General features: G+C 62.2%; 15 protein-coding genes. 11 read left to right on the forward strand and 4 right to left on the reverse strand.

The genetic code is table 11. The annotated features are described in order from the left end of the window. Positions 1 to 5: 5 nt before the first annotated feature. Positions 6 to 1385, forward strand: a complete 1380-nt coding sequence (locus GL286_RS08730) for a glycosyltransferase 61 family protein (RefSeq protein ID WP_155095168.1) — start codon at positions 6 to 8, stop codon at positions 1383 to 1385. Here the strand turns inward: GL286_RS08730 and mutS are convergent. Next, on the reverse strand, positions 1374 to 4010 hold the full coding sequence (gene mutS / locus GL286_RS08735; protein WP_155095169.1) for a DNA mismatch repair protein MutS: 2637 nt from the start codon (positions 4008 to 4010) through the stop codon (positions 1374 to 1376). The genes GL286_RS08730 and mutS overlap by 12 nt on opposite strands. Positions 4011 to 4156: 146 nt before the next feature. Here mutS and GL286_RS08740 point away from each other — a divergent pair, with 146 nt between their 5' ends. The 5 genes from GL286_RS08740 (at position 4157) to GL286_RS08760 (ending at position 8954) form a co-directional block, all read left to right on the forward strand. Then, positions 4157 to 4996, forward strand: a complete 840-nt coding sequence (locus GL286_RS08740; protein WP_155095170.1) for a hydratase — start codon at positions 4157 to 4159, stop codon at positions 4994 to 4996. Positions 4997 to 5131: 135 nt separating this feature from the next. Next, on the forward strand, positions 5132 to 6238 hold the full coding sequence (locus GL286_RS08745; RefSeq protein ID WP_155095171.1) for an ABC transporter substrate-binding protein: 1107 nt from the start codon (positions 5132 to 5134) through the stop codon (positions 6236 to 6238). Between the two features lie 51 nt (positions 6239 to 6289). Beyond that, complete coding sequence (locus GL286_RS08750) at positions 6290 to 7138, forward strand: ABC transporter permease (protein ID WP_155095172.1); 849 nt, start codon at positions 6290 to 6292, stop codon at positions 7136 to 7138. Then, entirely contained in the window at positions 7135 to 7917 is a 783-nt protein-coding gene (locus tag GL286_RS08755; RefSeq protein ID WP_155095173.1) for an ABC transporter permease, read from the forward strand. The genes GL286_RS08750 and GL286_RS08755 overlap by 4 nt, the downstream gene beginning before the upstream one ends. Continuing rightward, the gene (locus tag GL286_RS08760; protein WP_155095174.1) at positions 7914 to 8954 is read left to right on the forward strand and encodes an ABC transporter ATP-binding protein; all 1041 of its coding nucleotides are present in this window, start codon (positions 7914 to 7916) and stop codon (positions 8952 to 8954) included. The genes GL286_RS08755 and GL286_RS08760 overlap by 4 nt, the downstream gene beginning before the upstream one ends. Here GL286_RS08760 and GL286_RS08765 read toward each other — a convergent pair. Continuing rightward, positions 8951 to 9706, reverse strand: a complete 756-nt coding sequence (locus tag GL286_RS08765) for a WecB/TagA/CpsF family glycosyltransferase (protein WP_155095175.1) — start codon at positions 9704 to 9706, stop codon at positions 8951 to 8953. The genes GL286_RS08760 and GL286_RS08765 overlap by 4 nt on opposite strands. Positions 9707 to 9929: 223 nt before the next feature. Here GL286_RS08765 and GL286_RS08770 point away from each other — a divergent pair, with 223 nt between their 5' ends. From GL286_RS08770 to GL286_RS08785, 4 genes are read left to right on the forward strand one after another with little or no spacing between them, the layout of a single operon-like run. Then, positions 9930 to 16217, forward strand: coding sequence for a type I polyketide synthase (locus tag GL286_RS08770; protein WP_155095176.1), 6288 nt, complete (start codon positions 9930 to 9932; stop codon positions 16215 to 16217). A 2-nt stretch (positions 16218 to 16219) separates the two neighbouring features. Further along, on the forward strand, positions 16220 to 17206 hold the full coding sequence (locus GL286_RS08775) for a glycosyltransferase (RefSeq protein WP_155095177.1): 987 nt from the start codon (positions 16220 to 16222) through the stop codon (positions 17204 to 17206). Next, the gene (locus tag GL286_RS08780; protein WP_155095178.1) at positions 17203 to 21813 is read left to right on the forward strand and encodes a MupA/Atu3671 family FMN-dependent luciferase-like monooxygenase; all 4611 of its coding nucleotides are present in this window, start codon (positions 17203 to 17205) and stop codon (positions 21811 to 21813) included. The genes GL286_RS08775 and GL286_RS08780 overlap by 4 nt, the downstream gene beginning before the upstream one ends. Beyond that, positions 21810 to 22430, forward strand: coding sequence for a 4'-phosphopantetheinyl transferase family protein (locus GL286_RS08785; RefSeq protein ID WP_155095179.1), 621 nt, complete (start codon positions 21810 to 21812; stop codon positions 22428 to 22430). The genes GL286_RS08780 and GL286_RS08785 overlap by 4 nt, the downstream gene beginning before the upstream one ends. Here GL286_RS08785 and GL286_RS08790 read toward each other — a convergent pair. Continuing rightward, positions 22411 to 23622, reverse strand: coding sequence for a glycosyltransferase family 4 protein (locus tag GL286_RS08790; protein ID WP_155095180.1), 1212 nt, complete (start codon positions 23620 to 23622; stop codon positions 22411 to 22413). The genes GL286_RS08785 and GL286_RS08790 overlap by 20 nt on opposite strands. Before the next feature lie 401 nt (positions 23623 to 24023). Beyond that, positions 24024 to 24758, reverse strand: a complete 735-nt coding sequence (locus tag GL286_RS08795) for a sugar transferase (RefSeq protein ID WP_343038852.1) — start codon at positions 24756 to 24758, stop codon at positions 24024 to 24026. 285 nt (positions 24759 to 25043) lie between these two features. Between GL286_RS08795 and GL286_RS08800 the strand changes: the two genes are divergently transcribed. After that, a complete protein-coding gene (locus GL286_RS08800; RefSeq protein WP_170295108.1) occupies positions 25044 to 25823 on the forward strand; it encodes a hypothetical protein in 780 nt (259 codons plus the stop codon). The last annotated feature ends 1 nt before the right edge of the window (position 25824 follow it).

Below are 25824 nucleotides of genomic sequence, written 5' to 3' on the forward strand. Positions count from 1 at the left end.
CAGCAATGGACTTGGATTTGCGGCATATGCCGATGGACGCGTTTCACATGCCCTCGATCCATGCGGGCATGTATTATCTGCCCCCACGTCCCGGCTGGATCATGCGGCCTGTACCTGCGGCCCGCATCGAGATGTTCGCGGCCAGTGACGACGGCGCCATGTTCGATCTGCAGCAGGCCCTGATCGACGAAAAGCAGGAACGACTTCCGAAGCTTGCGGTCGAGATCAAGTCTGCTCCGGTGGTTCTGACCGATGCCGAATTTGACCAGTCCTTCGCCACGATCAACGGGCGCTACTGGTTGAACGGGGCTGCGGGCGACCGTTTACGACACAGATACGACTTGCAGAATTACGGTCCGTGGAATCGCGACCGGCAGGCTGTCGCGTTTCGACAGGGTAGGCTTGGGCCGCCGTACCAGCCTCCGGTCTGGCGCCAGCCGAGCGACGACCTCGAAATCGCGATCGAGTTGCGGAACGGCTATAATTATTACCACTTCAGTGTCGAAACCCTTGGGGTGCTGGCGCATTTCATCGGCGACGAAACCGGCCAGCCAATCAACATCCATTTGCGGCGCGGCAAGCAGCGCGGTTTTGTGGCCGATTTCATCGAGGCACTGTTTCCAGAGCTATTCCCGCGCGTGCGGTTCCTTACTGGGCCGCGCCAATATGCTGCGGTCCGGTCGGTCTTCAATCACCGGCATTACGTCTATCAGGCCAATGACAAGCGGATCGATGAGGGTTTTGGCAAGGCGCCCGATCTGAATCCGGATGCCTCGTTTGGGGAAACGATCGAGGGGCGGCGGGAACTGTTTTGCGCGTCATTCGACACATCCCTGCGACTGCTGCGCGAACGTGCTTTGCAGCAAATGCCGCGTAACCTGCTATCGACCTTGCCGCGAATGGTCTGGATGGACAGGGACGAAAAGGGCGACGCCCGAAAACGCGGCTTGTCCGGCGAGCGCCCGTTGCTGGAGGCTCTGCGGGAGCGGGGATTCCAGTCCGTTTGCTTCGAGCACCTGTCCCCGTTAGAACAGATTGCCAGCATGCAGGCGGCGGATATCGTCGTGGCTCCGCATGGCGCGGGACTTGCCAACATGATCTATGCGCGGCCCGATACCTTGGTGATCGAGATCGGCACACGCCAGACCCAACTGGCTCGCTGGGGGGATTTCCTGTCTCAGGCCCATGTCTCGGGGTGCCGATACGCGACCGTGTTTGCGGACGTGTTGGGGATCGACGATCAGGAAAGCGTGCCGACGATCGCGGAAAGCCATCTGGGTATCCGCATCGGGCAACGCGCGACCGACCGGATTCTGGAATTGGTCGATCTGCGCCTGAAACAGAACGGAAGCGGGTCGGCGGGTGGTCCGGAATCAACTGGCTGAATCGATCAGGGCGCGTAGTTCATAGACCAGATCCAGCGCCTCGCGTGCGGTGATCATATCGGGGTTGAGATCGCGCAGGCGGTTCTCGACCTGCGAAGGTTTGGCACGAGGAGCGGGCGGGGGCGCGGGATTGGCGCGGAAAAGCGGCAGGTCATCCAGCAACGCGACGGGCTTGCCCGCACCCTCGCGCTCGCCGTTTTCCAGTTCGTGCAGGATTTCCTTGGCGCGTTCGACGACCGAAAGCGGCAGACCGGCCAATCGGGCCACCTGAACACCATAACTGCGATCCGCCGCGCCCTTGATGACCTCGTGCAGGAAGATCACCTCGCCTTCCCATTCACGGACGGCCACGGTGGCGTTCTCGACACCCGACAGGCGGGCCGAAAGCGAGGTCATCTCGTGGTAATGGGTCGCAAACAGCGCACGGCAACGGTTCTTGGCGTGCAGATGTTCCATGACCGCCCAAGCGATGGACAAGCCGTCCCATGTCGCCGTGCCGCGCCCGATCTCGTCAAGGATCACCAGCGCGTGGTCGTCGGCCTGATTCAGGATGGCAGCGGTCTCGACCATTTCGACCATGAAGGTCGAGCGGCCCCGCGCCAGATCGTCCGCCGCGCCGACGCGGCTGAAAAGCTGGCTGACCACGCCGATATGGGCGTGGCTTGCCGGAACGAAAGCACCGGCCTGCGCCAGAATGGCGATCAGGGCGTTCTGGCGCAGGAAGGTCGATTTACCCGCCATGTTCGGACCTGTCAGCAGCCAGATCGCGGGCGTCGTGCCTTCGGTCAGAGCGCAGTCATTGGCGACGAAGGCCTCGCCTTTGCGCTTCAGGGCGCGTTCGACCACCGGATGGCGACCGCCCTTTATCTCGAAGGCGCGGCTGTTATCGACATGCGGCCGGACCCAGGCCTCGCCGCAGGCAATATCGGCGAAGGCAGCGGTCAGGTCGATTTCGGCCATGGCGCGGGCCGCTTGGCCGATCCGGGGTGCGAGGTCCAGAACGGCACGGGCGAGACGCGAAAAGATCCCGCGTTCGATTTCAAGCGCGCGGTCGCGGGCGTTCAGGATGCGGGTTTCCAGTTCGGATAGTTCGACCGTGGTAAAGCGGATCTGGTTCGCGGTGGTCTGGCGGTGGATGAAACGCTCGTTCAACGGCGGGGCCAGCATCCGCTCGGCATGGGTCGAGGTGGTCTCGATGAAGTAACCCAGCACGTTATTATGCTTGATCTTGAGGCTGGTCACGCCGGTCTCGGCGATGAAGTCGGCCTGCATCCGCGCGATGACGCCCCGACCCTCGTCACGCAGGCGGCGGGTTTCGTCCAGATCCTCGTCGTAGCCCGGCGCAACGAAGCCGCCGTCGCGGGCGAGCAGAGGCGGTTCGGCCACCAAGGCCTCGTCAAGCAGGTCGATCAACTCGTTATGTCCGGTCAGGTCGCGGGCGGCGTCCGCCAGAATCCGGATGCTGTCATCGCCCAGCATTGCCGCAATTGTGCCGCCTTGGGTCAGACCGGCGCGGATCGCGCCCAGATCGCGCGGGCCGCCGCGTTCCAGCGCAAGGCGCGACAAGGCGCGGTCCATGTCGGGGGCGCGGGTCAACGCCTCGCGCAGGTCTGCGGTCAGGCGGGGATCGTTGACCAGATGCGCAACGGCGGCCTGCCGGTCGTGGATCAATGCCAGATCACGCGAGGGCGCGCTGATGCGGCGTTCCAGCAGTCGCGCGCCGCCTGCGGTCACCGTGCGGTCGATGGCAGCCAGAAGCGAGCCTTCGCGTCCGCCCGAAAGCGCCTGCGTCAGTTCCAGATTGCGTCGGGTCGCCGCGTCGATCTGCATCGCGCCGCCCATCTCCTCGCGGACGGGGGGACGCAGCAAGGGCATCCGGCCCTTTTGCGTCATTTCCAGATAGTCGGCGATGGCCCCCATCGCGGCCAGTTCCGAGCGCGAGAAATTGCCAAAACCTTCAAGCGTTTCCACGTGGAACAGCGCGCATAGCCTGCGGTTTCCTGCGGCGCTGTCGAAACTGCCTGCGGACAGTTCGGTCAGCGCGGCTCCTGCCTCGGTCGCGATATCGTCCAGACGCGAGCCCTCGACCGCCAGCAATTCGCGCGGAACGTGACGCGCGAGTTCGGGGGCAAGGCGCGGCTCGGGGCAGGACATGACGCGGAACTCGCCGGTCGAGATATCGACCCAAGCCAGCGCGGAATCGTCGCGGACATTGGCAAAACTGGCCAGAAAATTGTGGCGGCGGGCCTCTAGCAGGGTCTCCTCGGTCAGGGTGCCGGGGGTTACCAGTCTGACCACATCGCGCGCCACGACGGATTTCGAGCCACGCTTCTTGGCTTCGGCGGGGTCTTCCATCTGCTCGGCAATGGCGACGCGGAAGCCTTTGCGGATCAGGGACAGCAGGTAGCTTTCGGCGGCATGGACCGGAACGCCGCACATCGGGATCGGCTCTCCCATATGAGTGCCGCGCTTGGTCAGGGCGATGTCGAGCGCAGCCGAGGCCTCAACTGCATCCTGAAAGAACATCTCGTAGAAATCGCCCATGCGATAGAACAGAAGCGCCCCCGGATTGGCGTCGCGGATCGCGAGATACTGGGCCATCATCGGGGTGGGTTGGTCGCTCATCGTTCGGCCTGCTGTTCTGGGGTAAGTCCTTCTATTGGATGACGGCGGGGATGCAAACCTTGTCGCGGGAAAGTTGCAGGATTCCCCGTGACAGTTTGCGCTTGATATTGCATCGTCGCGGAAAAGTTGGGTTGTCGAGGGGCAGCATGAAGGCGTTGATTCTGGGCGCAGTTTTGGGTTGCTGCGTTTCTGCTGTCGAAGCCGCATGCCCGGATGTCTCTCTGATGCAGAATGCCGCGCGGGGCTGGATTGCGGGTCAGCGTTTGCCCGATCCCTTGGTACGCAATCTGAATGACGCGAATTGCGCCTATGCCTCGTTCAGATCGGTTCTGGAAGCCGAGATGGGCGCACCCGTCGGGGTGAAGGTCGGCTTCACCTCGCGCGATGTGCAGACACGGTTTGGCATCAACGATCCGGTTTCGGGGGCACTGTTCGCGCCGATGCTGCTGCCGACGGGTACGAAGCTCAGCCTCAAGGGAAGTCGCCTGCCCCATTACGAGGCGGATCTGGTGGTCACCGTCGGTTCGTCCGCCATCATGCGGGCCAAGACCCGCGAAGAGGTTGCGGCGGCGCTGACCGATGTGCGGCCGTTTATCGAATTTCCCGATATCGCCTTTTCCCGCGGCACGGTTCCGACCGGCCCGCTGATGGTCGCCTATGGCGGCACGCCGTGGCGGGGCGTTCTGGGCGAGGGGATCGCCATTGCCGACCTTGCCGATCCGGTCGAGGATCTGGCGAAGATGTCCGTCGCGCTGAAGCTGGACGGTGCGACCATCGCGATCTCGCGCGGCGAGATGCTGATGGGCCATCCGCTGGACGTCGTGCTGTGGTTGATCGAGCAGGGGCATTACGAACTCAAGGCCGGATCGATCATCTCGCTCGGGGCTTTCGCGGGCTTTGCTCCTGCGCTGGCAGGCAGCCGGATCGAGGCCGATTACAACCTTGCCGGTCGCACGATGAAAGCCACCGTGACGCTTGTCGATTAGCTGTCCGAAAAAACGGGCGATATAGACAAATTAGCTTTGCCTTGCAGGACGTTGTGTCGCAACACTGTCACTGGGCGTCGTTAGGTGGCACGGGATGCCGCCCATCGCGGCTCAGGATCGAACGGAGTTTGCGACATGACCATTCAATCGACTGCAGCGGGTGTTGCCGCATTGATCGCGTTGACGGCCTCGGGGGCCGCATCGGCGCAGGATCTGGCCGCGTTGGAAGCGGCAGCCAAGGCCGAAGGAATGCTGACCACCATCGCGTTGCCCCATGACTGGTGCGGCTATGGCGCGGTGATCGAAGGCTTCAAGAAGAAGTACCCCGAAATTCAGGTCAACGAGTTGAACCCCGATGCGGGCTCGGCCGACGAGCTTGAGGCGATCCGCGCCAACAAGGACAACAAGGGTCCGCAGGCCCCCGACGTGATTGACGTTGGCTTGTCTTTCGGGCCGCAAGCCAAATCCGAGGGGCTGATCCAGCCCTACAAGGTCGCCACGTGGGATTCGATTCCGGCTGATGCCAAGGATGCCGATGGCTATTGGTATGGCGATTATTACGGCGTGATGGCTTTCGGCGTGAACACCGATCTGGTGGATAACGCTCCGAAGTCGTGGAAGGATCTGACCAAGCCCGAATATGCCAATGCTTTCGCGCTGGCAGGTGATCCGCGCGCCTCGGCGCAGGCGATCATTTCGGTCATGGCAGCGGGTATCGCCAACGGCGGCGAAGCGGGAGAGGCGTCGGGCCAAAAGGGCATGGAGCTGATGGCCGAGGTGCACAAGGCTGGCAACTTCGTTCCGGTCATCGGCAAATCGGCGACAATCGCTCAAGGTGCGACTCCGATCGTCACCGCTTGGGACTATAACCTGCTGTCCTGGCGCGATGGTCTGAACGGCAACCCGCCGGTCGAGGTCATCATCCCCGAGGATGGTGTCGTCGCGGGCGTCTATGTGCAGGCGATCTCGGCCTATGCGCCGCATCCGAACGCCGCCAAGCTGTGGATGGAGTACCTGTATTCGGATGAAGGTCAGCTTGGCTGGCTCAAAGGTTACTGCCACCCGATCCGCTTCAACGATCTGGTCAAGGCGGGCAAGGTTCCTCAGGAGCTGCTGGATGCGCTGCCCGAGGCCGCGGCCTACGAAAAGGCAATCTTCCCCACGCTTGAACAGCAAGAGGCCAACAAGACCGTTGTGACCGGCGGCTGGGACAGCGTCGTCGGCGCTGCCGTCAAGGAATAATGCCAACGACCCCGCCCTGACCGGCGGGGTCTTCCTTCTGACGGGGCAGAGATGAGCAGATTTGGCTGGAACTGGCTGGGCGTTGTGCCCTTTTTCGCGTTTGCCGCGCTGTTTCTGATGCTGCCGACGATGAACATCGTCATTGGCGCATTCCAGAACCCCGAGGGCCATTTCACTTTGGCAAATCTTGCCGGTCTGTCCTCGCCGCGGATCGTGAGCAGCTTTGCGATCTCGATCAAGATTTCGCTGGCCTCGGCAATCCTTGGTTGTCTGATCGGCTTTGCCATCGCGGCGGCGGTGGTCATGGGCGGGTTGCCGGGCTGGGTGCGCGGCCCGCTGATGACCTTTTCGGGCGTGGCCTCGAACTTTGCCGGAGTGCCACTGGCTTTCGCCTTTATCGCGACATTGGGCAGGGTCGGGCTGGTGACGATGCTGCTGCGGCAGTGGTTCGGCATCAATATCTACGCGATGGGCTTCAATCTGCTCAGCTTCTGGGGGCTGACGCTGACCTATCTGTTTTTCCAGATCCCGCTGATGATCCTGATCATCACCCCCGCGCTGGAGGGGCTCAAGCGCGAATGGCGCGAGGCCGCAGAGGTATTGGGCGCCAGCACGGGGCAATACTGGCGCATGGTCGCGCTGCCGATCCTGTTCCCGTCGCTGCTGGGGACATTCGCATTGCTCTTTGCCAATAGCTTCGGTGCGGTGGCCACGGCCTATGCGCTGACCGGATCGTCGCTGTCGATTGTGCCGATTATGCTGTTCGCCCAGATCCGGGGCGATGTGCTGCAAGACCCACATCTGGGTTACGCCATGGCCTTCGGCATGATCGTCATCACCGGATTGGCCAATCTTGCCTATGTCATCATGCGCAGCCGCGCCGAAAGATGGATGCGATGAGAAAGTTCTGGTCTTGGGGCGCGATCATTATCGGCGCGCTGTATTTCCTGCTGCCATTGATCGGGACGCTGGAGTTCTCGCTGCGGATGCGGCGGGGAGAATACTCGCTGGACGCCTACCGCTCGGTTCTGGCTGACCCGAATTTCCGCGCGACCTTCGGTTATTCGGTGGGGATGGCTCTGGCGACGATTGTGCTTGGCGTGCTGATCGTCGTGCCGACGGCCTATTGGGTACGCCTGCGGCTGCCGCGCTTGCGTCCGGTGATCGAGTTCATCACCCTGTTGCCCTTGGTCATTCCCGCAATAGTGGTCGTGTTCGGCTATATCCGGCTGTATAACACATCGTCGATCTTGCCGCTGACCGGCACGGCTTCGGGCACGAACCTGCTGCTTCTGTGTGGCTATGCGACCTTGGCGCTGCCTTACATGTATCGCGCCGTCGATACCGGCCTGTCGACCTTGGACGTCCGGACCCTGACCGAGGCGGCGCAGTCGCTTGGGGCGGGATGGGTCCGTATCATCGGCAATCTGATCCTGCCCAATGTGCTGGGCGCGGTGATGTCGGGGGCTTTCCTGTCCTTTGCCATCGTGATCGGCGAATTCACGATGGCCGCGCTGCTGAACCGTCCGGCGTTTGGTCCCTATATGCAGCTTCTGGGTGCGAACCGTGCCTATGAGCCCGCCGCTCTGGCCGTCATTGCCTTTGCTGCCACTTGGGGCTGCATGGGGCTGATGCAACTGATTTCCCGCATCGCGGGCGTACGAAAGACCGCGAAATGAGCTTTCTTGTTCTCGACCACCTGCAGAAATCCTTTGGTACGACCAAAGTGGTCCATGATTTCAACCTGCATATCGAAAAAGGAGAGTTCATTTCGTTCCTTGGCCCTTCTGGTTGCGGCAAGACCACGGTTCTGCGCATGGTTGCGGGGTTCGAGAGCCCCAGCGAAGGGCGGATCGTTATCGACGGGCAGGACGTTACCGGATTACGCCCCAACCAGCGCCAGATCGGCATGGTGTTTCAGGCTTATGCGCTGTTCCCGAACCTGACCGTGGCCGAGAATGTCGGCTTCGGTCTGAAAGTCGCTGGCGTACCAAGGTCCGAGCGTTCGGGGCGCGTGACGGAAATGCTTGAACTGATCGGCCTGCCCGATCTGGGCCAGCGTTACCCGTGGCAGCTTTCGGGCGGTCAGCAGCAGCGCGTCGCGCTGGCCCGTGCCTTGGCCCCGCGTCCTCGGGTGCTTCTGCTGGACGAACCGTTGTCTGCGCTGGATGCCAAGATCCGTGTCAGCCTGCGCAACCAGATCCGCGAGATCCAGCGCCAGTTGGGCATCACCACGATCTTTGTAACCCATGATCAGGAAGAGGCGCTGTCGATCTCGGACCGTATCGTCGTGATGCATCGCGGAGTCGCCGACCAGACGGGCACGCCACGCCAGATCTATAACCAACCCGCAACCGACTTCGTGGCGGGCTTTGTCGGCACGCTGAACCGTTTCGAATCCGAGGTGCTGGACGCGGCCTCGGGGCGGGTGCGGGTCGCCGGAACCGAATTCAGCCTGAACCGTCCGCTGCAATCGGGGAAGGTAACCTTGGCGGCGCGTCCCGAGGGGCTGACGCTTGCCGATCACGGTATCGCTGCGGAAGTGGTCGGGGCCGAGTTTCTGGGTTCGGTCCAGCGGGTTCGGGCGCGGGTGGACGGGTCAGAGATCGTTCTCGACCGCTTCAATGCGCCCTCGGTGGCGCTGCCAGAGGCAGGCGAGATCATCCATATCTCGCCCGAAGGTTCGAATTGGCTGGTTCTGGCGACGGACGCCTAGCGGATACGTTGCCGGATCGCTGCGGCGGCATGGCCGGGCAGTATCGCGAAGCCTTTCGCATAGCGCATCGCCAGCCGCTTTGGATTGGACAGCATGCGCCAGATCCATTCGATCTTCATCCGCCGCATCGCGACCGGAGCGCGGCGTTGATGCCCCGACAGGAAATCCAGCCCCGCACCGATCGAGGCGAAGCCGACATTCCCGAGCGCATCGCGGGCGCGGATGGCGAACAGTTCCTGCCGAGGCGCGCCAAGGGCCAGAAAGCACAGCCGCGCCCCTGACTGGCGGATGCTTTCGATGATCGCAGCCGCTTCGTCCCCGTTCGGATCAAAGGGAAAGCCCGGCGCATGACACAAGGCAATTCTCAGGCCCGGAACCTGCGCTTGCATCGCCTTTGCCGCCAGCGCCAAGGATTCCTCGCTGCTGCCGATCAGGGCAATCGGCATCCCTTCGGATGCAGCCAGTTGCGCCAAGGGAAGGACCAGATCCGAGCCAGCCGCCAGATTGACCGGTTTTCCCGCCAGCCGCGACAGCCACACGATCGGATTGCCATCGGCACAGACCAGATCATGTGCGGCATAGGCCTGACGGAAGGAAACATCCTCTCCAAGCCGTTGCAGGTGATCGACATTGATCGTGGCCAGTGCAAACCCCGATCCCGAGGACAGCCGACGGCGTACTTCGCCCAGAACCGATGCGGAATCGGGGCAATTGACCCGGACAGGATTTGCTTCGGGAAAGCTGAATTGCATGCGAGAGCCCTGCCGCAAGGATTTCTCCAATATCCATCCATGCTATCGGTTTCCGGACAAGTGTCCAAACGGCGCGTCTGGATCGATTCTGCCGAAAAAGCTAGGGGTCAAAGTTGTTTTAACATTTGGTGGATCGGCTAGAGTTGGGTATGCCGAATACGCGCACCAGTTGTTTTGTGTTTCTCGCTCAGAAGGGCGAATTGTAATTGAAAGAGGGATGTTGATGGCCTTCGTTCAAACGCCGGTGTCCGAAAGTGACATCGCTATTGTCGGTATGGCAGCGCAATTGCCGGGAGCGGCAAATGTCTTGGAATACTGGGATAATTTGTGCCGTGGCGTGGAATCGATCCAGCCTGTGCCGCAAGCCGATCTGATATCGCGAGGGGAAGCGCGCTCCCGGCTTTCCGATCCGCATTATGTGCCGTCGGCAGCAATTCTGGACCAGTTCGACGAGTTCGATGCCGAGTTCTTTGGGCTTTCGCCCAAAGAGGCCGCGATCATGGACCCGCAGCATCGCAAGTTTATGGAAACCTGCTGGCACGCGCTGGAAGACGCGGCCCATATGCCCGAAAACTTCAAACGTCCGATCGGCGTCTGGGCCGGTTGCGGCATGGGCAGTTATTTTTACTGGAACGTCTGCTCGAACCGCGATCTGGTCGACGGGGTCGGACATTTCCTGTTGCGCCATACTGGTAACGACAAGGATTTTCTTTCCACTCGCGTCAGCCATGTCTTTGACCTGACCGGCCCCAGCATCAACGTGCAGACCGCGTGCTCGACCTCGCTGGTGGCGATCCACATGGCGTGCCAGTCCTTGCAGTCGGGTGAATGCGACATGGCGCTGGCGGGCGGCGTCACCATCGAGATGCCGCATGGTCTGGGCTATCTGTACAAGGAAAACGAGATCCTTTCGCCGGACGGTCATTGCCACGCCTTTGACCACCGTGCGCAGGGCACGGTCTTTGGCAGCGGTGCCGCCGTGGTGGTTCTGCGTCGGCTCAAGGATGCGATTGCCGATGGCGATCATATCTGGGCGGTCATCAAGGGCTCGGCGATCAACAATGACGGCGCGGCCAAGGCGGGCTATCTGGCCCCAAGCGTCGAAGGGCAGGCTCAGGCCATCGCCGAGGCGCTGGTGATGTCGGGCGTCAGTTCGGACTCGATCGGCTATGTCGAATGCCACGGCACGGGCACGGCTTTGGGCGATCCGATCGAGGTTGCGGCCTTGAACCAAGCCTATGCGCGGGTTTCCGAGGGTGCACGGCAAGGGCCGTGCCGGATCGGCTCGGTCAAGACGAATATCGGCCATCTGGACACCGCGGCAGGCGGCGCGGGTTTGATCAAATCGGCCTTGGCGGTGCATCACGGACGTATTCCGGCGAGCCTTGGTTACGAAGCACCAAACCCCGCAATAGACTTTGCGGGTGGCCCGTTTCAGGTCAACGACCGGCTGGCCGACTGGCCCATTGCGGGACAGCGGCGGGCGGGGGTGAACTCGTTGGGGGTAGGGGGAACGAATGCCCATGCCATTCTTGAACAGCCTCCGGAGCTTCCTGCCAGTGACGAATCCGATTGGCCGTTCCAGATCATCGCCGTCTCGGGGCGCAGCAAAGCGGCGCTCGATGCCAATAGCGCCGCGCTGGCAGCTTGGTTGCGGGCCAATCCCGACGTCAATTTGGCGGATCTGTCCTTTACCTTGACACAGGGGCGGCGGCAGTTCGCCCGACGTCGGGTGCTGATCGCGCATGACTCTGCTCAGGCGGCGGACCTGCTTGAAAACCCCGATCCGCGTCTGGTCTTTGACCAGCAACCGGTTGCCGACGGGGCGGAGGCGGTCTTCATGCTGCCGGGCGGAGGCGCGCAATATGCGGGGATGGCGCGGGGCCTGTACCAGACCGAGCCGGTTTTCCGCGAATGGATGGATCGCGGCCTGGATCACATGGCGCAGGCGCATGCTGTGGACCTGCGCGCATTGTGGCTTCCCGAACCGGGGGCCGAGGCCAATGCGGACAGGTTGCTGCTTCAACCCTCGCTTCAATTGCCGCTTTTGATGATCACCGAATATGCGCTGGCGCAGCTTTGGATCGGTTGGGGCGTGCGTCCCTCGGCGCTGATCGGGCATTCGATGGGCGAGAATACGGCGGCCTGCATTGCCGGAGTGATGTCATTCGAGGATTGCATCGGTCTGGTGCGCTTGCGTGGCCTGCTGTTTGATCGCGTTCCGGCGGGCGGGATGCTGTCCGTCCCGCTTGAGCCGCAGGATTTCCGATCGGAAATGGAGGTGCTGGGGCTTGATCTCGCCGCCGTCAATGGAGCCAGCCTTTCGGTCGTCTCGGGACCGGATGCGGCGCTTGACCGATTTGCTGCGAAGATGGCTGCGCGTGACGTCGAATGCCAGCGCATTGCGATCTCGATCGCGGCACATTCGCGGATGCTCGATGGCATTCTGGACGAGTTCCGTGGCTACCTCGCCTCGATCAGGCTGATTCCGCCTCAGATCCCGATCATCTCGAACCGAAGTGGCGTGCCTTTAACCGCGGCCGAGGCCACCAGTCCCGATTACTGGGTCCAGCATCTGCGTGGAACGGTGCGGTTTGCCGACGGAATCGGCTATCTGGCTCAGGATTCGGAGCGGATATTCCTTGAGGTCGGGCCGGGACGTGCCATGCAGGCGATGGCCAAGGCACATCCGGCGGTCAGCGCCAATCAGGTCATCACGACGCTGCGCCACAAGGACCACGCAACCGATGACGATGCCTATTTCATGGCGGCGCTGGCTCGGTTCTGGGCCTGTGGCGGGGTTTTCGATTGGGATCAGATCTGGGGCGAAGCGCGCCGCCAGCGGTTGTCACTGCCGGGCTACATGTTCCAACGGAAGCGTTACTTCATCGAACGTGCTGCTGCCGTGGCCGAAACGCGGAATGAACTGGGACGGATAGTCGAGCCCGCAGAATGGGGCTGGCGTCCGGCATGGAAGTTGGCGTCACCTGCGCTGGAATTCGGGCCAGATGGGCCAGTTGCAGCCGGCGTTTACGATTGGCTGATCTTCGTTGATGAGTTGGGCTTGGGCGACCGGCTGGCCGATTTGCTGCGCGCACGCGGTCAAAGGGTCGCGACGGTCCATATCGCCGACACTTTCGCGACCAAGGGCGAGGGGCGGTTCACTCTGCCGGTCGAGGCCGACCGCGAAGGCTATGAAATACTGCTTGCGGGTCTGGTGGCGCAGGATCGCGCGCCCCAGCGTATCCTGCATCTGTGGTCGGTGACGCAGGGGGCACGGTTCCGGCCCGGATCGAGCCTGTTGAACAGCCAGCTTGAACGCGGTTACTTCGGCCTTCTGCATCTGGCGCAGGCCATTGGCGCGGAACTGCCGGACAGGCCGCTGGACCTGATTGCGATCTGCAACGATGCGCTGACGGTCGCAAATGAAGCGGCAACCGTGCCGGAAAAGGCGACGGCTGCGGGGCCGATCCGCGTGCTGCCGCATGAGATGCCGAGTGTCACGGCGCGTCTGGTCGATATCCGGCTTCCGGAAGGGCGCGGCGGGATTGATCCGGTCGCGGCGATGCTGCTTGAAGAAGTGCTGGCCCCCTCGACCGCCGCCATTGCCGCTTGGCGCGACGGTCGCCGGTTCGAGCAATCGCTGGAACGCGTCGCGCTTGAAGCTGATGGAATGGCGGGGATTCCCGAAGGCGCGGTTTGCCTGATCACCGGTGGCTTCGGCGGCATCGGGCAGGCGATTGCGCGCGAACTTGCCGGTCGGGGTGGCGCGAAGCTTGCGCTGACGACGCGGGGCAAGGCGGATTCCGCTGCGGTCATCGCGGCGCTGCACCAGTTGCAGGCGCTGGGCGCCGAGGTCATCGCCGTTCGGGCGGATGTGACCAGCCCTGACGAGATGGCGCGAGCCATTGCTGAGACTCGAACCCGGTTCGGTCAGTTGGATGTGGTGCTACATGCGGCGGGTATCGTGCGCGACAGCCTGATCGCGGCCAAGACCGATGATGATAGCTGGGATGTTCTGGCCCCGAAACTACTGGGCACCCGCGCGTTGATCGAGGCGCTCGCCACGGAACCGGTCGGAATGACGGTGTTGTTCGCCTCGACCTCGGCGGTGATCGCGCCAGCGGGGCAGGCCGATTACGTCGCGGCGAACGAATACCTGAATGCGGTCGCGCGCTCTGCCCCGAAGGGATTGGGGCGGGTGGTCGCGGTTAATTGGGGGGTATGGGCCGATACCGGCATGGCGGCGCGGGCTTTGGGGGTCGAGCGCGCGGGTCCGTCTGTCGCGCCGGTTGGTCGCCCTTTGTTGTCGCAGTCCATGCCATTGCCCGGCGGTCGCGAGTTCAGGACCGCTCTTTCGACCGATGACTGGATCATTGGCGGCCATAGGACGGCATCGGGCCAAGCACTGATGCCCGGTACCGGCTGGATCGAGCTGATCGCCGAAGCGGCGGTCGAGGCGGGACTTCGGCTGCCGCTCGCGATCCGTGAACTCGAATTCCAGCGCCCCTTGCTGGTGACCGATCAAGCCATGGTCACGACGCGGGTCGAGCCTTCGGGCGATGATTTCAGAGTGCTTGTCCTTGACGATCCTCAGGGTGAGCCGAACGTGACCGCGCTGGTTTCCGCGCTGGGTGGTGTCGTGCCAGCGCCTTTGGTTACGTCCGGCGCGTGGGATCAGGACGGGCAGGGCGCGGCGCTGGACTCGGCACAGGAACCTAGGATGAATTTCGGCCCACGTTGGAAGGTGCTGCGTCGTATGCGCCAGTCCGGCGATCATGGCGTCGCGCAGCTTTCGCTGGAGCCGCAATTCGCCAATGAGCCCGAACAGGGCTGGCTGACCCATCCGGCGCTGCTGGACATCGCGACCGGCTGGGCCATGGGGCTGATCCGTGGCTGGAGTTCCGATCACCTTTGGGTGCCGATGGGCTATGGTGCGATCGAGATCTACAAGCCATTGCCAGCACAGGTGACCAGCCTTGTGCGCAATGCTGCCGAGAACAGCGACGCGCAGGGGATCGCGCAATTCGACATCACCCTCGCCGCTATGGACGGGACGGTTTGTCTGGAAATTCGCGGGTTCTCGTTGCGGAAGATGGTCGCCGCGATTTCGGCCACACCACGCAACCGGACCCAGCCCGCACGCAGTCTGTCTCCCGCCGAGCGGCGTCTTCAGCATAATATCAGTCAGGGCATTCCTGCCGCCATCGGTCCGCAAATGCTGTCTAGGGCGATTTCGACGGGTCTGTCGCAGGTCTTTGTGTCCTCGCTGGACCTGCCTGCATTGATCGCCGAAGCCAGCGTGACCGAAAGCGCGGCTCCGGCTGAGGGCGGGTTCGAACGGCCCGATCTTGATGGCGATTTCATCGCCCCTACCGCTGGCACCCAGACCGATCTGGCCGCGATCTGGTCCGAACTTCTCGGGATCGCGCAGATCGGGGCGGCGGACAGCTTCTTCGATCTTGGCGGGCATTCCTTGATCGCGGTGCGGCTGTTCGGTCAGGTGCGCAAGAAATTTGGCGTGGATCTGCCGATATCGACCCTGTTCGAGGCTCCGACGATCTCCGAACTGGCCAATCTGATCGAGGAACGCACTGGTCCGCGCGAGGTCGCCAGCAACAATGTGCATGCCTTGGTCTCGACGGATCGGGTCAAACGGCGCTTCGTGGTGGATATGGGCGGTCGCGGCGACGGAACGCCGTTCTTCATCGTTGCGGGCATGTTCGGCAATGTGATGAACCTGCGCCAACTTGCCCAGCGTCTTGGCGTCGATCGCCGTTTCTACGGTCTGCAAGCGCGGGGGTTGCTTGGCGATGATAAGCCGCATGACAGCTTCGCGGAAGCGGCCCGCGATTACATCGCCGAACTGCGCGAGATCCAGCCCGAGGGGCCATATCTGATCGGTGGTTTCTCGGGTGGTGGGCTGACGGCCTATGAGATGGCGCGGCAATTGCGTGCGTCCGGACAAGAGGTCGCGATGCTGGTCATGCTCGATACGCCCTTGCCGCTGCGCGAGCCGGTCAGCCGCAAGGACCGGCTGATGATCCGCTACCGCGAACTTGGCGAAGGCGGCCCCGGTTTTGCGGCCAAATGGCTGCGCGACCGTGTGGCTTACGAGGTCTTCCGCCGTCGCAAAGCCAAAGCCGTCGAGGCCGAAGTCAGCGCAGAGGCCTCGGGGGCATTCCATGATCTGGCCATCGAAGCTGCGTTCCTTGGCGCTTTACCGGGAATGCAGCTTTCGGTCTGGGATGGGCCTGTGGCGATGTTGCGCCCGCCGCTGGATCAGCGCTGGAAGGTGTCGGGAGGGCGCTGGATCAACTCGGGGCGCGACTATGTCGTGCCCGACAACGGTTGGAGCGCGTGGATGCCGAACCTGCAAGTGATCGAGGTTCCCGGCGATCACGACTCGATGGTGCTTGAGCCGAATGTACGCCGGATGACCTCGATCCTGCGCGATATCCTGCGCGAGGCCGACAGTCAGGCCCTGTCGCGGGTGCAAGCGGCGGAATGATGATGGCGGATGATCGGACCGTTCAGGTTGTCGTATTGAATTGGCGCACGGCCCTGATGTCCCTTGCAGCCGCCGATGCCGCGTTGCGCGAGATGCATGGCATCGACGGTGGGGTGACGATCGTCGACAATGACTCGGGTGACGGCTCGTTCGAACAGATGTTGGCCGAGGCGCAGCGGCGCGGTTGGCTGGATACGGGTCGGGTTGCGGTGGTGCAGTCAGGCTGGAACGGCGGTTACGGCGCGGGCAACAATCACGGCATCCGGCAGGGCTTGCCGGATGGGCGCAGGCCGGATCTGGTCTATCTGCTCAACTCGGATGCGATCCCGCAACCCGGTGCTATCAGGGTGCTGATGGATCATCTGGCCGCGCATTCCGAAGCGGGTTTTGCCTGTTCCCGCTTGCGCGGCCCCGATGGCGAGCCGCATCACACCGCCTTCCGTTTTCCTTCGGCGGCGGGCGAGTTCGAGGCCGCAAGCCGCAGTGGCCCCGTCACCCGCCTGTTGCGCCACAAGGTCGTGGCTTTGCCGCAGCCGGAAGTCTCGTGTCAGGTGGATTGGTCGGCGGGCGCGTCGATGATGATCCGTTCGGATGTGCTGGACTGGATCGGCCTGTTTGACGAGGGCTTTTTCCTGTATTTCGAGGAGACCGATCTGTGTCGCCGCGCTGCGTTGGTCGGATCGCAGACGCATTACGTCGTGGAAAGCGAGGTCGTGCATATCGGCTCGGCCAGTACCGGAATGAAGGAATGGCGGCGGGTTCCGGATTATTGGTACGATTCCCGCCGTCGCTATTTCGAGAAGCATCACGGTCGAGCGGGGGCCTTGGTTGCCACAGCCGCAACCTTGGGAGGCGAGGCGATCTGGCGCTTGCGCTGCCTGATCCAGCGTCGCGAAACCGGTGTTCCTCGGGGGCATCTCGTGCAGCTTGCCCGCCACGCCCTGCGCCGACAGCCATTGCCAGTCCATGTTGAAAAGGGAAGCCCATGACGCAGTTCTCTGCCGTTCTTGTCGGAAACGAGCTTCTTTTGCGCCACGCGGCTGAAACGCTACTGCAGCGCGGGCACCGTATTGCGGCGGTCGTGACGCGAAATCCCGATCTGCGCGCTTGGGCGATGGGTGCGGCGTTGGCGGTGGAGGATCAGGACGAGCCGATGCCCGCTGACGCGCCTGCCGCCGATTGGTTGTTCAGCGTCGCGAACCTGTCGCTGTTGTCGCCCCAGATGCTGGCCCGTGGCAAGCGCGGTGCAATCAATTTCCACGACGGACCGCTTCCCAGACTGGCGGGGTTGAACGCTCCGGTCTGGGCGATCATCGGCGGCGAGGCGCAGCACGGCATAACCTGGCACATGATCGAGGGGGGCGTGGATGAAGGGGATATCCTTGCGCAACGCACATTCGAACTGCGCCCCGACGATACCGCGCTGACCGTCAATGCGCGCTGCTTCGCCCGCGCAGCCGAAAGTTTCGCCGATGTCGTGGCCCAGCTAGAGGGAACCGGCCCGCAACGTATGCGGCAGGACCTGTCGCAGCGCAGCTATGTCGGCAAAACCAAGCGCCCCGATGCGGCAGGCGTGATCGACTTCACCCGCTCGACCGCCGAGATCGGTGCTTTGGTTCGGGGTTTGGATCACGGCAATTATTGGAACCCCCTGACCGAGGCAAAAGTGGCCTTGCCGGGCGGTCGCTTCCTTACGGTGGCAGGCTTTTCCGGCAAAGGGATACTGGCAGGTGCGCCCGGCGAAGTTCTGGCCCATGACGGTCAGACGGCAACGATCGCGACTGGCGACGGATCGGTTCAACTGGCTTTTGGCAGTGAAATGCCACCAATGGGTGGGACGCTTCGAACGCTTTCGCCCGACGAACGCGACCGCGCAAATGAACTTGCGCGGTTGGCTGCCAAGCATGACGAGTGGTGGCGCAAGCGATTGGCGCGGATGAATCCGGTTGCCATGTCGGGCGAGCCTTCGGGGCAAATCACGCGGATCGATCTGATGCCGGGCATTAGCCCCGAGCGTATCGCGCTTGCTGCGGCCTTGCTGTCCCGTCTTTGCGCCCAGTCGAAGTTCGATCTGGCTGTTCGTCCGGCAGCTTTGCCCAATGAGGCGCTGGTGGCGGATTGGCAGCCTTTGTCGGTCGATACTTGCGCCAGTATGAAGCTCTCCGAATTGTCGGATCAGTTGTCGGCCAGTTTTGCCGAGGCCGCGCAGCACCAGTTCTTCCTGAGCGATCTGCTGCGCCGTGCGCCGGAACTGCGTGATGCCGCGACCCCTGATCTGGCAATCAATCTGGGTGAACTGGACGCTCTGCCGGACACGGCGCTGACGATTGCGCTGACGGATCACGGCGCGGCATTGCTGCACGATCCGGCCCGCGTCAGCGCCGTGCAAGCGCAACGCATTGCGCGCGCGCTGGATGCGGGCATGATCTTGCCCGGAACGACGCTGCTGCGTGACATCTCGCTGCTGGATGCGAACGAACTGCGCGACCTGCTGATCACGCGCAACGATACCGTGGTCGATGTACGGCTGGCCTGCATCCATGAGTTGATCTCGGAAATGGCGGCGGTGGATCCCGATGCGATGGCCTTGGCCTTCGAGGATCGCAGCCTGACGCGGGGCGAGCTTGATCGGGCGGCGAACGCCTTGGCCGCGACCCTGATCCAGATGGGCGTCGGTCCGGATCAGCCGGTCGGATTGTTCGCCAAACGCTCGCCTGAACTGGTGATCGGGGCGCTGGCGATCTGGAAGGCGGGCGGGGCCTATGTGCCCTTGGACCCCGATTATCCTGCGGATCGGATCGCGCTTTACCTTGAGGATAGCGCCGCGGCGGTGGTGCTGGTGCAGGCCGAGATTGCGGATCGCCTGCCGCAGCATCAGGCCAAGGTGGTCGCCATTCCGACCGGCTTGCCGCAAGAACCCGCGCAGCCGCCCGCTAGTTCGGTTGGACCGGAAAACCTGGCCTATCTGATCTATACCTCGGGTTCGACCGGTCGCCCCAAGGGCGTTATGGTCGAGCATCGCAATGTGGCGAATTTCTTTGCCGGAATGGATGCGGTCATCCCGCATGCGCAAGGGGACACCTGGCTGGCCGTGACCAGCCTTTCCTTTGACATTTCGGTGCTCGAGATTTTCTGGTCCTTGGCGCGCGGCCTGCGTCTGGTCATCGCGGGCGAGGAAACGCGGCTGGCGGTGTCGGGAAGCGTGACCACGCGCTCGCGCCCCGATGTTCAGGGTGGGATGCAGTTCAGTCTGTTCTACTGGGGCAATGATGACGGTCCGGGACCACGCAAGTACCAGCTTCTGCTGGATGGCGCGCGATTTGCCGACCGGAACGGGTTTGTTGCCCTATGGACGCCCGAGCGGCATTTCCATGCTTTCGGCGGTCCCTATCCGAACCCCTCGGTGACCGGTGCGGCGGTTGCGGCGGTGACAAGCAACATCGCGGTCCGCGCGGGAAGCTGCGTGCTTCCGCTGCATCATCCTGCGCGCGTTGCCGAGGAATGGGCGGTCATCGACAACCTGACCGGCGGACGGGCAGGGCTGGCCATTGCCTCGGGCTGGCAACCGGATGACTTCGTCTTGCGTCCCGAAAATGCGCCTCCGAACAACAAGACGGCGATGATTGCGGGAATTGACCAGTTACGCCGCTTGTGGCGTGGCGAGGCAGTCGAGTTTCCTCGCGCGGGTGGCGGCAGTTTTGGTGTCGTGACCCAGCCACGGCCGGTGCAAAAGGAACTCCCGCTATGGATGACCGTCGCCGGTAACCCCGAAACGTGGATCGAGGCCGGTCGGTTGGGCATGAACGTCCTGACCCATCTTCTGGGGCAAAGCATCGACACGGTGGCGGCACGGATCGTCGATTATCATGCGGCTTTGCGTGCGGCGGGGCATGATCCGGCGGATTTCACGGTCACGCTGATGCTGCACACCTGCCTTGCCTCTGATCGCGAAACGGCGCGCGAGATCTCGCGCGAGCCGATGAAGAATTACCTGCGCAGCGCGGCGGCCTTGGTCAAGCAATATGCATGGGACTTTCCGGCTTTCCGGCGTCCGGCCGGAATGACGAATCCGATGGCGATCGACCTTGGCTCCCTGTCCGAGGAAGAGTTGGACGGCATCCTTGATTTCGCGTTCCTGCGCTATTTCGAGGATTCGGGGCTGTTCGGTTCTTTCGCGGACGGCGTGGCACGGATTGAACAGTTGAAAGCAATTGGTGTGGGCGAGGTGGCCTGCCTGATCGATTACGGCATCGCGCCCGATCAGGTGACGGCATTCTTTCCGATGCTGGCCAAGCTTCGGGCCGAGGTGAATCCGCAGATCGACGAGCCGGACGTTGGCGACTATTCCATTGCCGCGCAAATCCGGCGCTGGAAGGTGACGCATTTGCAATGCACCCCCAGCATGGCACGGATACTGGTTTCCGACCAGCAGGTGGCCGCAGCGATGGGGGCGCTGAAATGCGTGATGGTCGGGGGCGAGGCTTTGCCTCCGGCGTTGCTGGCGGATCTGCGCAAAGTCTCGAAGGCGCGTGTCTTGAATATGTACGGGCCGACCGAAACAACTATCTGGTCGACGACGGCGGATGTCACAGACGCGTCTGAGGTCACGTTGGGGCGCGCGATTGCCAATACCCAGCTATACGTTCTGGACGCTGATGGCGCACCGGTCGCTCCGGGGGCGCAGGGCGAGTTGTGGATTGGTGGCCATGGTGTCACGCGGGGCTACTGGCAGCGCGAGGATCTGACGGATCACAGCTTCCGTCCTGATCCCTTCGTTCCGGCCGAGCGCGCTTCGGCTTGGGGTGCGCGGATGTACCGGACCGGAGATCTGGTGCGCTGGCGTGACGATGGCGGGCTGGATTACATCGGTCGCGCCGATCATCAGATCAAACTGCGCGGTTTTAGGATCGAACTGGGCGAAATTGAGGCCGCTTTGGGGAGGCAGTCCGGTGTCCGCGAGGCGGTCGCAATGGTGCGGGAAGACACCCCCGGCGACAAGCGATTGGTGGCCTATGTGACGGGTGACGCCGATCTATGTGAAAGGAAGCTGCGCGAGGCCCTGACCGTTTCATTGCCGGTGCATATGGTGCCGGGGCGGATTGTCCGGCTGGAGCGGATGCCTTTGACGCCGAACCGCAAGATCGACCGCAAACAGTTGCCGCTACCGGGGGCGTCTGCGACGACAGTTGCGACCCCGGCGGTCATCGAGACCGCCGCTGCCGCATCGGTCGCTACGCCGACCGAGGGCTTGGCCCAAGCGGTACACGCGATCTGGGCCGAGGTGTTGGCTGTGGGACAGATCGGTCCGCGCGACAATTTCTTCGCGCTTGGTGGGCATTCTTTGTTGGCAATCCAGATGCATCGGACCATGCGTGATCGGCTTGCGTTGCCGCGCCTTGGCGTGACCGACATCTTCCGCTTTCCGATTCTGGCGGATTTCCTGCGGCATGTCGCGACCATTGCGCCGGATGGTAGGGCAGTTGCTGCAACTGTTGCGGCTCCGGTCGCGACGGTCGCTCCTGAGGTGGCTGCGTCCTCGGATGATGCCATGGCCCGTCGTCGCGCCCTGCGTTCCCAGTTGCGCGGCGGCGGATGAGCGATGCCGGATCGGTCGAGGCATTGGCCCGACGGCTGATGCCTCAGGGCTTTGGCTGCGCGGTAGTCCGCTTGTCGGAGCCGGCACCCGATTTGCTACCCGAGGAAAGGGCGATGATCGCCCGCGCTGTTCCCAAACGGCGGCATGAATTTGCGCTTGGGCGACACGCGCTTAGGCTCGCGCTTGCTGATGCGGGGCACGATCTGCCATCTGGCCACCCATTGGTGAGCTTGCCGGACCGCAGACCTGCATTGCCGCAGGGTATTCGAGCCAGTCTTGCGCATGGTGGCGAGTTCTGCGTGGCAATCGCCGCACCGCCGGGCGGCCCCTCGGTCGGGGTGGATATCGAGGCGGCGCAGCATGCGCTGCCTGAAACGCTGGCCGAGACAGTCGCACCTTATCGCATGAAGGAGGACGCGCCCTTGCTGGCTTTTTGCGTCAAAGAGGCGATGTTCAAGGCGCAATATCCTTTGACCGGCCGGATGCTGGATTTCTGCGATGTGCCGACCGTCATCAGGGGCGCGCGCGTGAGAGGCTGTCTAGGCAAGCGGCTGATCGGAGCGCGCTGGGGGCAGGTGGCGGGACATTACATTGCCGTCAGCCTATGGCGCGGGTGAACAGCTCGCGCAGTTTTCGCGCCGAATTGCTGATGTCATGTCGTTCATTGACGCGGGCCAGCGCCGAAGCGCCCATGCGTTCTAGCGTGGCCTCATCGCAATTCGACGCCGAGATCATGGCATCAGCCAAGGCAGTCGCATCGCCTGCCGGAACAAGCCAGCCCTCGAGGTCGGGCCTGACCAGTTCGGGGATTCCCGCGATATAGGTCGAGATGACGGGCCGGGCGCGGGCCATAGCCTCCATGATGACGACCGGCAGGCCCTCGGCAAAGCTGGGGGTGACGAGGACATGCGCATTGTCCATAGCGGCACGGACACCGGATTCGTCCTGCCAGCCCAGGAGGTCCACGGCATGGGCGATGCGTTCGGCGGCGATAAGGCTCTCGATTTGCGGGCGCAATTCGCCGTCACCGACCAGCGAAAGGCGAAGGGTCGGGTCGCGCCGGATCGCTTGGATGAAGGCGCGGATGAGCAGGCCGAAACCTTTTTGTTCGGCGAAACGCCCGACGGCGACCATGCGGAACGGACGCGGCAGTTGGGGCAGGGGCGCGGGCTGGCGCGAAAAATCCAGCCCGCAATGCACGACATGGATCTTGTCCAGATCATTCGGCGCGGCCCAACGCTGCATCTGGGACCGCCCGAAACTGCTGACCGTGACGCAGAAATCAGACAAGGCAAGCTTGCCGGAAAGGTCCAAATGCGCGGGGCTGTCGAATTCCTCCGGACCGTGAACGGTGAAGCTGAAGGTCGGTCCACCAAGCAGACGGGCATAGGCCGCAACCCGTGTCGAGTTCGTGCCGAAATGGGCGTGAAGATGGCTGAGGTTCAGTCCACGGGCCCGGGCCGCGATGCGTCCGCCTTCGGCGAGATAGATCAGCTGTCGGGCAAGGCTCGACTCTCCTGCCGCAGCGCGTTTACGGGCCAAAGCAAGGGCTGATCCGATCTGTCCCTTGTTCGATTTGGCCCGCTGTAGAACGGAGTTCAGAAGGGCGGAGCCGCCTGCTTCAAGTATGCGCTCGGTCCGGGCGTGCTCGGCGAGATCCTCGGGATCGGTCAGCGCATCGGAATCGCCGCGCATCGAAAAGCGGTGGACTTCTATCCCCTCTGCCTCGAGCGCAGCAATCTCGCGCCGGATAAAGCTGTGCGATGGCCTTGGATAGGTGTTAACGACATAACCAATTCGTAGAGTCATCTTGATCGGAAACCACCTGCACGAGATTTGCGGTACAATGTTACCAAGATAGGCTGGATTGCGCTCAACTTACTACACAAATAAGCGAATTTGTCCCTTTTGGATGGAACTAGTAAGAAAGCATGAGCGATTCTCTCTCAGTTGGAGAGTAAAGTTTTAACAGGTAAGATCAGGTGGAGGCGACACTGGCTGGTATCGTCATATTAGGGGTCGCAATAGCGGCAGTCAGCACAATGATAGGAGCCCTTTATCTGGGCCTTTCGTTCTGGGCTGCGCTATTGCTTTACTCCCTTGTCGGGACGATGAGCACATTGTTCATCGCTTGGCGTAAATTTCGCTGCGTAGAGCATCATGAAAATATGATGAAGCACGAATGAAATCAGATCGAATTCCGAAGGATTTCAGTACCCCGTGCAGCGGAATACAACGGTAACGGTCTTGGCGATGATCGACATGTCATTCGCCCAGCTCATTTCGGATGCATATTTGGCATCGAACGTCGCCCGCGCCGCGAAGGTGCTGTCGTTGCGGTCCGATATCTGCCAAAGGCCGGTCACACCCGGACGCAGGTGATAGTAATCGGCGCCAGGATATAGCTGGGCCTGTTCAAGCATCATGGGCCGTGGCCCGACGATGCTCATATCCCCGACGAATACGTTCCAAAGCTGGGGAAGTTCATCAAGCGAGCTTTTGCGCAGGAAGCGACCGATCGGCGTGATCCGCGGATCGTTCTTGAGCTTTTGAGTAGCGTCCCACTCGGCGCGGGCAGCTTCGTTCGTGGCGATATATTCGGCCAGACGAAGATCGGCGTTTTCGACCATGGTGCGCAATTTCCACAACCGGAAACTCCGACCGGAACGCCCTACTCGCAACTGTGAGTAGAAGGGACGATCGCCCTTTGCCACAATCATCAGGATCAGGACCAGCAAGACCGGAATGACAATCGGTGCGGCCAGCAGCACCGAGCAAACATCCAGTGGTCGCTTGAGGTATCTCACGTAAGGTGAAGTAAAACCACCTGCGCCGGGCGAAATTGGGGTCCGTTCCTGAAGAATAGAACCGATACGATTCAAACCCGATGAATCAAACTTGCTAGAGTTCGGCATTTCAAACCCATGGTAATCGATACAGGACACACAAACACTACTTCAGCGCAGTATAGCCGTGCCTTTGAATAAAACTAGAACGATTCACAGTATTGCCAAAAAGGACAGGTACATTTTACATCAATGGCTTGCAGTCACGGAATGGCTTGACGATCGGTCCGGTACGGGTAGCATTTCAGTCTGGGCGTGGCTGTCTGACAGCTCTCGCGCTGGTGTCGCGGGCAATTTATAGCACTTGGCGCTCAGGTCATACGCATTCCGGCATGTCGCTGGATAATACGCCGTCTGGTTGTGTTTTGGGAAAGGGCTGCCGGAATGATCCTCCAGTTTCTGGCCAAGGGGCTATCGGTTTTTTTCATCGGTCATAGCCTTATCAATACCAGCGTTCCCGAGATGGTGGATTCCGCATTGGACGGGACTGTCCATTACGAAATCATCAATGGCGCGCCTTTGGAAATCCTGTGGCGGGACAGCGCGACCGCGCAGGGCGAGGATGGCCGCGCTTGGCTTTCGGCTAATCCGGTCGATGCGCTGGTCCTGACCGAGCGGATTCCCTTGGCCGAGACGATGGAATGGCATGGCACGCTGGATTACGCGACGCGCTGGACCGAACTCGCGCTTGGCACCAACCCCAAGGTAAAGCCTTATCTTTACGAGACTTGGGACAATATCGACGACGCTGCGACTGGCTCGACGCAAGCGTGGCGCGACAGGATCGTGTCGGACCTGAAGGTCTGGCAGAAGGTTGCTGATGAAGTGAATGCGCGGGTTCCTCAGCTAGAAACTCCGATGCAGATCATTCCGGCAGGCTTGGGAATGGTGCGGCTTCACGACGCCATCGCCGAGGGCAAGGTTCCTCGCGCGACGTCGATCCGCGACTTCTACGAGGACGACATCCACCCCAATCTGCCCGGATACTACTATGTCGTGATGATCCATTACGCGACTTTGACCGGCCAGTCCCCGGTCGGTTTGCCGACACGGTTCATGGGAAAATATGGCCCGTTTCCGCCGGTCGATAAGGATATCGCAGCCGTCTTGCAGCAGCTTGCGCTGGAAACGGTGCAGGATTTCCAGCAAGGCAAGCTCCCGTGAA

Source organism: Paracoccus aestuariivivens, assembly GCF_009711225.1.
Classification (GTDB): domain Bacteria; phylum Pseudomonadota; class Alphaproteobacteria; order Rhodobacterales; family Rhodobacteraceae; genus Paracoccus; species Paracoccus aestuariivivens.